This is a genomic window from Sphingosinicella soli (assembly GCF_014199685.1).
GTDB classification, from domain to species: domain Bacteria; phylum Pseudomonadota; class Alphaproteobacteria; order Sphingomonadales; family Sphingomonadaceae; genus Sphingosinicella; species Sphingosinicella soli.
In genome coordinates, this window is record NZ_JACHNZ010000049.1 from 19,106 (window position 1) to 27,716 (window position 8,611).

Here is an 8,611-nt window from a genome sequence, read left to right on the forward strand (position 1 = left end):
CGATGACGCGATTCAATCCCGCGGTCGCCGACGGCCGCTGGCAACGCATTTGGGACGAGCGCCAGGCCTTCGCGGCAGACAGCGCATCCGAAAAGCCCAAGACCTACGTGCTGGAGATGTTCCCCTATCCTTCGGGGCGTCTGCACATGGGCCATGTGCGCAACTACACGATGGGCGACGTGATCGCGCGGTTCCGCCGCGCGCGCGGTTTCGAGGTGCTGCACCCGATGGGCTGGGACGCCTTCGGCATGCCCGCCGAAAACGCCGCCTTCGAGAAGAAGACGCACCCGGAAAGCTGGACGCGGCAGAACATCGCGGCAATGCGCGAACAGTTCCGCAGCCTCGGCTTCGCGCTCGACTGGAGCCGCGAGTTCGCGACCTGCGACGCCGAATACTACGGCCACGAGCAGGCGCTGTTCCTGAAGATGTACGAGGCGGGCCTGGTTTACCGCAAGGAAAGCTACGTCAACTGGGATCCGGTCGACATGACCGTGCTCGCCAACGAGCAGGTAATCGACGGCAAGGGCTGGCGCTCCGGCGCGCCGGTGGAGCGCCGGCTGCTGAGCCAGTGGTTCCTGAAGATCACCGCCTTCGCCGACGAACTGCTCGACGGGCTGGGGAGCCTCGACCAGTGGCCGGACAAGGTGCGGCTGATGCAGGAGAACTGGATCGGCCGCAGCCGGGGCCTGAAATTCCGCTTCGCGCTTCAAGGCCGCGAGGACGGCCTCGACGTGTTCACGACGCGGCCCGACACGCTGTTCGGCGCGAGCTTCGCCGCCATCGCCGCCGACCATCCGCTGGCGGCAGAGCTTGCGGCGAAGGATGCGGGGCTTGCCGCGTTCATCGCGGATTGCCGCAAGACCGGCACCTCCGCCGAGGCGATCGAGACCGCCGAGAAGAAGGGCTACGACACCGGGCTGCGCGTGGTGCACCCGCTCGATCCCGAATGGACGATGCCGGTTTTCGTCGCGAACTTCGTGCTGATGGAATACGGCACCGGCGCCATCTTCGGCTGCCCGGCGCACGACCAGCGCGATCTTGATTTCGCGCGCAAGTATCAGCTGCCGGTGACGCGTGTGGTGGGTGATGCCGCCGAACCGATCGGGGACGAGGCGTACACCGGGCCGGGGCGTCTGGTGAATTCGGGCTTCCTGACCGGGATGGAAGTTGACGAAGCTATCGCAGAGGTGATCGCGCGCGCGGAGGCGGAAACTTGGGGCGAGGGGACGACGCAGTTCCGGCTTCGGGACTGGGGCGTTTCGCGCCAGCGCTATTGGGGCACGCCGATCCCGGTGATCCACTGCGGGGACTGCGGCGTCGTGCCGGTGCCCGAAGACCAGCTGCCGATACGCCTGCCTGCCGATGTGACCTTCGAGACGCCGGGCAACCCGCTGGAGCACCACCCGACGTGGAAGAACGCCGATTGCCCCGCGTGCGGCAAGCCGGCGCGGCGCGAAACCGATACGCTCGATACGTTCGCCGATTCGAGCTGGTATTTCATCCGCTTCGCCAGCCAGCCGAAGGACAGGCCGTTCGATCGCGCCGAGGCCGAAAGCTGGATGCCGGTCGACCAGTATATCGGCGGCGTCGAGCACGCGATCCTGCACCTGCTCTACGCGCGGTTCTGGACGCGGGCGCTGAAGGCGTGCGGGCTGATCGACCTCGACGAGCCGTTCCGGCAACTGTTCACGCAGGGCATGGTGACGCACGAGACGTACCGCGCCGCCGACGGCCGCTGGCTGCTGCCGAGCGAAGTGGAGCGACGGGACGACGGTGTCTTCGAGATCGGCGGCGGCGCGGCGACGGTCGGCCGCGTCGAGAAGATGTCGAAATCGAAGAAGAACACGGTCGATCCCTCGCCGATCCTCGACCAGTACGGCGCCGACGCGGTGCGCTGGTTCGTGCTTTCCGACTCCCCGGCCGAGCGCGACCTGCAATGGACCGAAGCGGGCATCGAGGGCGCATGGCGCTTCGTGCAGCGCGTGTGGCGCCTGGTGAACGAAACCAAGGACGATGCGGGCGGCGAGGACGAGGCGCTGACGCGCGCCGCGCACGTCGCGATCGACGGCATCACCGCCGACATCGAGGCGCTGCGGTTCAACAAGGCCGTGGCGAAAAGCTATGAACTGGCCGCCGCGATCGAGAAGGCCGCGCCGTCTTCGGCACGCCGCCACGCCGTGAAGATGCTCGTGCAGCTCGTTTCCCCCGCCATGCCGCACCTCGCCGAAGAGGCGTGGGAAATGCTGGGCGAGGCAGGGCTTGCCGTGGACGCGGTCTGGCCCGAGGCGGACCCCGGCCTGCTGACGCAGGACACGGTGACGATCGCCATTCAGGTGAACGGCAAGCTGCGCGACGAGGTGGAAGCCCCGAAGGGCGCGACGCGCGAGGACATGGAAGCGCTGGTTCTGACCCGCGAAAAGGTGCAGCGTGCGCTGGATGGAAAATCCCCGCGCAAGGTGATCGTCGTGCCCGACCGGCTGGTGAACCTCGTCGCATGAAACGCGCCGCCGTCCTGCTGCTGCTGCTGATGGCGGGCTGCGGGCTGCAACCGGTCTATTCGGGCGGCAGCCAGGGGCCAAGCGTTGCGATCCTCTCTGCGATCGACGTGCCCGTGATCCCCGAAAAGTCCGGCTTTCTGGTGCGGCAGGCCCTGCTCGACCGCCTGCCCGCCGCCAGCGGCGACCGTCGCTACACGCTGATCGTGAAGCTGGACGACAGCATCAGCGGCTTCGGTGTGCGCGGCGACGATTCGATTTCGCGCGAGCGGCGCCAGCTGCGCGCGCGCTGGCAGCTCGTGCAGGAGACGAGCGGCGCAGTGCTGATCGACACGGTCGCGCGTTCGGACGCGGGCATCGACATCGTGAGTTCCGAATATGCCGTGATCGCGGCGGAAAACGCCGCGCTCGAACGGCTTTCCGAAGAGATCGCACAGCAGATCATCGCGCGCGTCGCGCTGTTCGCGCGCAGCGAAGCGGCGCGGTGAAGGCGGCGTGAAGGCCGCCGAGCGCAAGGCGATCGACGCGGCGCTGGCGCGCTTCGACCCCGCCACGAGACTGGTTCTGCTCTACGGCCCCGATGAAGCGCAGGCGCGCGAGATCGCCGACCGCTTCACCGCGCTGCTGGCACCGGCCGACGACCCGATGGGCCGCATCGATTTCGACCCCGGCGCGCTTGCCGGTGATCCTGCGAAACTGGCGGACGAGGCCGCCGCCGTGTCGATGTTCGGCGACCGGCGGCTGATCCGCGTGGACGGCGCAGGCGACAATTGCGCGGCTGCCGTGGGCGCCCTGCTCGGCGCGCCCGCAGCGGGCAACCCTGTTATCATGGTCGGCACCGCGTCGCTGAAGCCGTCGTCCGCGCTCATCAAGGCCGCAACGGGATCGCCGCTGGCGCTTGTCGCGCAGTGCTTTGTGCTGAGCGGGCGCGAAGCGGTGGACATGGTGATCGAGGCCTGCGCGCGGCACGGCCTGAAACCCTCGCGCCAGGCAGCCGAGGCGCTTGCCGCCGGGTTCGGGGCCGAGCGCGGCGTGCTCGCCCGCGAGCTTGAAAAATTCGCGCTGTATCTCGGCGCTACGCCGGACAATGCGCGCGCGCTGGAAATGGAGGCGCTTGCCGAACTCGGCGCCGCGATGGCCGAATCGGATTTCGATGCGCTGGTGAATGCCGTCGCCGGCGGCGATTCGGCGGAAGCCCAGACGCAGGCCGCGAAACTCGGCAGAAACGGCATCATCGGGATTCCGCAACTGCGCGCGGTCGCGCGGCGGCTGATGACGCTGAGCGAACTGAGACGCACGATCGACACCGGCCGAAGCGCGCGCGAAGCGGTGGAAGCCGCGCGGCCGCCGATCTTCTGGAAAGAGCGGGACCGGATCTCCCGCCAGGCGTCCACATGGACCATGCCGGCGCTGCGCAGCGGGCTTTCGCGTCTTCTCGAAGCGGAGCGCCGGATCAAGTTGCCCGGCGCCGCGAGCCCCGAACTGCTGACATCGCGCGCGCTGCTGGCGGTGGCGCATCTGGCGCGTCGAAGCCGCTGATCCGCTCAGCGGGCGTCACATGAATATTCTGATATAACAGCAGGTTACTGCGCGAATTACGTTCGAAAATCTTATGGCTTAGTGTCGGCCCGCCACGAACGTCGCGAGCCGCAACAGGCCTCGATCGACGACCGACTGGTCGAGCGGGCGATCCAGTTCCCGCAGCAGATCCTCGAGATCCCGGCTGTTCGTGTCACAGGCCGAGGGCCGCTCGTGTGTTGTTCTCTCGCCGCCGCTACCCACGCTCTTTTCAAACATCATGTTTTCCATTTCGACGCGCGTGACCCCTATCAGGCGGCCACGTTGCGCCGTTTTCCTTAATGTTCCCTCACCCCGTTGAACGCATGAAGGGCGGATTCGGGTCCACTCTCGCAGTTTTCGGGCGCGACTATACTTTGAACCTGCATCAAGCACGGTCCCCGCGTCAACGCCTGCCGATACTGAAAAGCCGCCCGGTCCAGTGGGGTGCACGGACCGGGCGGCGATGGAGGCCGGGCGCACGGGGGATTTGGCGCCGCAACCCTTTCAGGCAACCTTGGAACACTTGGCATGCCGCGGGGGCGGCATCGTGTCCTTCTTCAGCAGACCTTCCGGCGGAAACGGAGAGGAACCGGGGGGACGAACCGTCAGCTGATCGGCCTGCTGACACCGGTTTAGACGCTCAAGTCTAAACAATCGGTAAACAGCGCACGCATAAGTTGTAAAATCGGCGAAAGTCGCGCCGCACGACTTTCAGCGACGCAGCGCGGACCGCAGCCGGGCGAAAGCATCGAGGTGACGTTGCCGATCCGCCTGCGCCGACAACCGCAGCGTCGTTCCCGATTCGCTGCCTGCTAGGGCATCGGCGATTTCTTCGAACGGCACCGCCGCGCCTTCCAGCCGACTGAGCTGAAGCTCTGCCGCCGCCCAGGCACTTTCGCCCGAATCGGCACGCGCGGCTGACGATACCGCCGATTCGGCGGTCTTCAGTTGATCGGTCCAAGCGCTGCGCGCCGCCGCCAGGCGCGCTTCGAGTGCGGAGAGATCGGGCGCGGGGGCCGCAGTCTCGCTCTGTGCCGGTGCGATCGCGCCCGCCGGCGGCGCCGCGACACAGGGCCGCGCCGCAGGAGGCGCCGATTCGACCGCAGCGCCGCACGGCGTATTCGGCGATCCGGGCACGCGTGCCAGCGACGGCCATTCGCCGCCACGGTTCGAACAAGCACCGAGCGCCATCGAAACGGCCAGAAAAGCGGGGAAGGACAGGTAGCGCATCGCGGCGGGACGATAGAGACGCCGCCCCCCGGCCGCAAGCGCAGGCGCCATGTTCGCATCGCTGAAAACACGGGCTTGAACACGATGCGCGAGGCGACTATGAAGCGCCCTCCCGTGCGCGCCCGTAGCTCAGCTGGATAGAGCATCAGACTACGAATCTGAGGGTCGGACGTTCGAATCGTTCCGGGCGCGCCATTTCTTCTTTTTTTGTTGTCCCTCAAGCGCCGGGCGGCTGCATCCGCAGCCTTGGCTTTCCTCGCATAAGCTCGGGCGGCCGGTCGGCCTTGCGAACGAGTTCGGTTTTTGGCCCTCAGACGCCGGGCGGCGACATCCGTCGCCTTGGCTTCCTCGCATAAGCTCGGGCGGCCGGTCGGCCTTGCGAACCCTGACGGGTTCGGGGGCAGGGTGTGGTATTTCGGGGCTTCATCTGGCGGGGCAGCTTTCGGGCTATCGTGGCGGCGCGGGCCCCGATAAAGCAGCGGCATGGGCGATTACCGCATCATCGATGTTCAGCTCGACGACCGCACGATCCTTTGGCGAAGCGCCGATATCGAACAGGAACGGCGTGTCGCCGTCTTCGATCTTCTCGAAGGCAACAGCTTTCGGCTCGTCACGACGCGCGGCGCGCCGCATGAGGGGCCGTACCGGATCCGCCTTCGCGTCGAGGACGGCAGGCTCGCCATCGATATCGCCGGCAGCGACGATGCGCATATCGAAACCATCGTGCTTGCGCTGTCGCCCTTCCGCCGCGTGATCCGCGAATATTTCGCGGTCTGCGAAAGCTATTATCAGGCGATCCGGCAGGCGACCGCGAGCCAGATCGAAACCGTGGACATGGCGCGCCGGGGCATTCACAACGCCGCCGCCGAGACACTCATCGAGCGCCTGAACGGCAAGATCGAAGTGGATTTCGACACGGCACGGCGGCTATTCACATTGATCTGCGTGCTGCACATCCGCGGCTGACGCATTCTGGAAAGGGCCGGGTTGCATGGCGGTGATGTCCGACAAATGGATTCGCGGACAGGCGCTCGAGAACGGCATGATCGAGCCGTTCGTCGACAGCCAGCGCCGCGAAGGCACGATCAGTTACGGCCTTTCTTCCTATGGCTATGACGCGCGCGTCGCCGACGATTTCAAGATCTTCACCAACGTCAATTCGGCCGTGGTCGACCCCAAGAATTTCGATTCGAACAGCTTCGTCGATCGCAAGACCGACGTGTGCATCATCCCCCCCAATTCGTTCGCGCTCGCCCGCACGGTGGAATACTTCCGCGTGCCGCGCGACGTGCTCGTCATCTGCCTCGGCAAATCGACCTACGCACGCTGCGGCATCATCGTGAACGTGACGCCGCTCGAACCAGGCTGGGAAGGCCATGTGACGCTGGAATTTTCCAACACGACGCCGCTGCCCGCACGCATCTACGCCAACGAAGGCGCCTGCCAGTTCCTGTTCCTGCAGGGCAACGAACCCTGCGAGACAAGCTATGCCGACCGCGCCGGCAAATACATGGGCCAGCGCGGCGTGACCTTGCCCCGGCTTTGATTCACGGTAAGGCATAGGCATGGACAAGATCATCATTCGCGGCGGAAGGCCGCTTTCCGGACGCATTGCCATCTCGGGCGCCAAGAACGCCGCGCTCACGCTGATGCCTGCGGCGATCCTCACCGAGGAACCGCTGACGCTGCGCAATCTGCCGCGCCTCGCCGACGTCGACACCTTCGGGCACCTGCTGAACCAGCACGGCGTCTCGACGATGATCGAAGGCCATCGGCGCGGCGAATTCGGGCGGGTGATGACGATCAAGGCGGCGCGGCTCACCTCGACGCTCGCGCCCTACGACATCGTGCGCAAGATGCGCGCGTCGGTGCTCGTGCTCGGGCCGCTGCTCGCGCGCGCGGGCGAGGCGACCGTATCGCTGCCCGGCGGCTGCGCGATCGGCAACCGGCCGGTCGACCTGCACCTGAAGGCGATGGAAGCGCTCGGCGCAGAGATCGAAGTGACGTCAGGTTATGTCAAAGCCACGACCGCCAACGGCCTTGTCGGCGGGCGCATCACATTCCCGATCGTCTCCGTCGGCGCCACGGAAAACGCACTGATGGCCGCCGTGCTCGCGAAGGGCGAAAGCGTGATCGAGAACGCGGCGCGCGAACCCGAAATCGTCGATCTCGCCAATTGCCTGAACGCGATGGGCGCCAAGATCGAGGGCCACGGCACCTCCACGATCCGCGTGCAGGGCCGCACCAGCCTGCACGGCGCGACGTACGCCGTGATGCCCGACAGGATCGAGGCGGGCAGCTATGCCTGCGCGGTCGGCACGGCGGGCGGCGAGGTGGAACTGGTCGGCGCCGACCTCGCGACGCTGGGCGTCGTTGCGGACCGACTGCGCGATGCGGGGCTGGAGGTGGAAGCGACCGACGACGGCGTGCGCGTGAAACACACCGGCCGCATCCGCGCGATCGACATCGAAACACAGCCGTTTCCCGGCTTCCCCACCGACATGCAGGCGCAGTTCATGGCGATGCTGGCGCTCGCCGACGGGACCAGCCACCTGACCGAGACGATCTTCGAAAACCGCTACATGCACGTGCCCGAACTGGCCCGGATGGGCGCCGACATCCGGGTATCGGGCCGCACCGCCGAGGTGCACGGGGTTGACCGCCTGACCGGCGCGCAGGTGATGGCGACCGACCTTCGCGCGTCGATGAGCCTCGTGCTCGCGGGGCTTGCGGCGGAGGGCGAAACGGTTGTGAACCGCATCTACCACCTCGATCGCGGCTACGAGCATCTCGAGGAAAAACTCTCGGGCGCGGGCGCCGATATCGAGCGGGTTTCCAGTGACTGAGCGGCTGCGGCTGCTGGCTGCGGACGAGGCCGACCTCGAGACGATTTCCGCACTGATGCAGGACGCCGCCGTGAAGAGCAGCGACGTCGCCTATGACGCGAAGGCGCGGCGGCTGGTGATCCTCGCCAATCGGTATCGCTGGGAAACGCGGCACCCCTCGCGCGCGCGCAGTGCACTGCGTATCGATTCGCTGACTGCGCTGAAACGGCGCGGCTGGCCGCCCGCCGACACGGTTCTCGATCTGCTCGCAGTGCGATGGGCAGGCGGCGGGATCGAGATCGATTTCGCGGGCGGCGCGGCGCTTCGGGCCGACGCTGAGTGCATCGACGTGGAGCTGCACGATCTGAGCGGACCGTGGGGCACGAAACGGACACCCCGACACACACCCTAGGTGTTTAGTCCCTCGTTTTGATGGTGCGGTTCTCTGATAAACCGTTTTGGCTGCTCGGACCATATTTTGCAGACATATTCATATGGGGT

The 8,611-nt window shown here is 66.5% G+C and carries 9 protein-coding genes and 1 tRNA gene; 8 read left to right on the plus strand and 2 right to left on the minus strand.

The annotated features are described in order from the left end of the window. Positions 1-2: 2 nt before the first annotated feature. From leuS to holA, 3 genes are read left to right on the plus strand one after another with little or no spacing between them, the layout of a single operon-like run. The gene (gene leuS, locus GGQ98_RS16180) at positions 3-2,498 is read left to right on the plus strand and encodes a leucine--tRNA ligase (protein ID WP_184071379.1); all 2,496 of its coding nucleotides are present in this window, start codon (positions 3-5) and stop codon (positions 2,496-2,498) included. Next, positions 2,495-2,983 carry an LPS assembly lipoprotein LptE gene (lptE, locus tag GGQ98_RS16185; RefSeq protein ID WP_184071381.1) on the plus strand — a complete coding sequence of 163 codons (489 nt, stop codon included), beginning with the start codon at positions 2,495-2,497 and terminating at the stop codon, positions 2,981-2,983. Before leuS ends, lptE begins: the two co-directional genes overlap by 4 nt. Positions 2,984-2,990: 7 nt before the next feature. Continuing rightward, complete coding sequence (gene holA, locus GGQ98_RS16190; protein ID WP_184071383.1) at positions 2,991-4,034, plus strand: DNA polymerase III subunit delta; 1,044 nt, start codon at positions 2,991-2,993, stop codon at positions 4,032-4,034. Between the two features lie 78 nt (positions 4,035-4,112). Here holA and GGQ98_RS16195 read toward each other — a convergent pair whose 3' ends face one another. Both GGQ98_RS16195 and GGQ98_RS16200 read right to left on the minus strand, forming a co-directional pair. After that, positions 4,113-4,304 (minus strand): hypothetical protein, encoded by a 192-nt coding sequence (locus tag GGQ98_RS16195; protein ID WP_184071385.1) that lies wholly within the window; start codon positions 4,302-4,304, stop codon positions 4,113-4,115. Between the two features lie 462 nt (positions 4,305-4,766). Further along, positions 4,767-5,336: a hypothetical protein gene (locus tag GGQ98_RS16200; protein ID WP_184071387.1), complete on the minus strand. Its 570-nt coding sequence runs from the start codon at positions 5,334-5,336 to the stop codon at positions 4,767-4,769. A 67-nt stretch (positions 5,337-5,403) separates the two neighbouring features. Between GGQ98_RS16200 and GGQ98_RS16205 the strand changes: the two genes are divergently transcribed. The 5 genes from GGQ98_RS16205 to GGQ98_RS16225 all read left to right on the plus strand — a co-directional run bounded on the left by GGQ98_RS16205 (position 5,404) and on the right by GGQ98_RS16225 (position 8,522). Beyond that, a tRNA-Arg gene (locus GGQ98_RS16205) sits at positions 5,404-5,480 on the plus strand. Between the two features lie 288 nt (positions 5,481-5,768). Further along, entirely contained in the window at positions 5,769-6,251 is a 483-nt protein-coding gene (locus tag GGQ98_RS16210; RefSeq protein ID WP_184071389.1) for a UPF0262 family protein, read from the plus strand. 25 nt (positions 6,252-6,276) lie between these two features. Then, the gene (dcd, locus tag GGQ98_RS16215; protein WP_184071391.1) at positions 6,277-6,831 is read left to right on the plus strand and encodes a dCTP deaminase; all 555 of its coding nucleotides are present in this window, start codon (positions 6,277-6,279) and stop codon (positions 6,829-6,831) included. Between the two features lie 19 nt (positions 6,832-6,850). After that, positions 6,851-8,131, plus strand: a complete 1,281-nt coding sequence (gene murA / locus GGQ98_RS16220; protein WP_184071392.1) for a UDP-N-acetylglucosamine 1-carboxyvinyltransferase — start codon at positions 6,851-6,853, stop codon at positions 8,129-8,131. Further along, positions 8,124-8,522: a DUF2948 family protein gene (locus GGQ98_RS16225; RefSeq protein ID WP_184071394.1), complete on the plus strand. Its 399-nt coding sequence runs from the start codon at positions 8,124-8,126 to the stop codon at positions 8,520-8,522. The genes murA and GGQ98_RS16225 overlap by 8 nt, the downstream gene beginning before the upstream one ends. Positions 8,523-8,611: the final 89 nt, after the last annotated feature.

What these genes read in the sequence shown, in the direction of transcription:
- murA (WP_184071392.1), top strand. Translation starts at nt 6,851, where the DNA reads ATGGACAAGATCATCATTCGCGGCGGAAGGCCGCTTTCCGGACGCATT.
- GGQ98_RS16195 (WP_184071385.1), bottom strand. Translation starts at nt 4,304, where the DNA reads ATGGAAAACATGATGTTTGAAAAGAGCGTGGGTAGCGGCGGCGAGAGA.
- lptE (WP_184071381.1), top strand. Translation starts at nt 2,495, where the DNA reads ATGAAACGCGCCGCCGTCCTGCTGCTGCTGCTGATGGCGGGCTGCGGG.
- dcd (WP_184071391.1), top strand. Translation starts at nt 6,277, where the DNA reads ATGGCGGTGATGTCCGACAAATGGATTCGCGGACAGGCGCTCGAGAAC.
- GGQ98_RS16210 (WP_184071389.1), top strand. Translation starts at nt 5,769, where the DNA reads ATGGGCGATTACCGCATCATCGATGTTCAGCTCGACGACCGCACGATC.
- leuS (WP_184071379.1), top strand. Translation starts at nt 3, where the DNA reads ATGACGCGATTCAATCCCGCGGTCGCCGACGGCCGCTGGCAACGCATT.
- GGQ98_RS16200 (WP_184071387.1), bottom strand. Translation starts at nt 5,336, where the DNA reads ATGGCGCCTGCGCTTGCGGCCGGGGGGCGGCGTCTCTATCGTCCCGCC.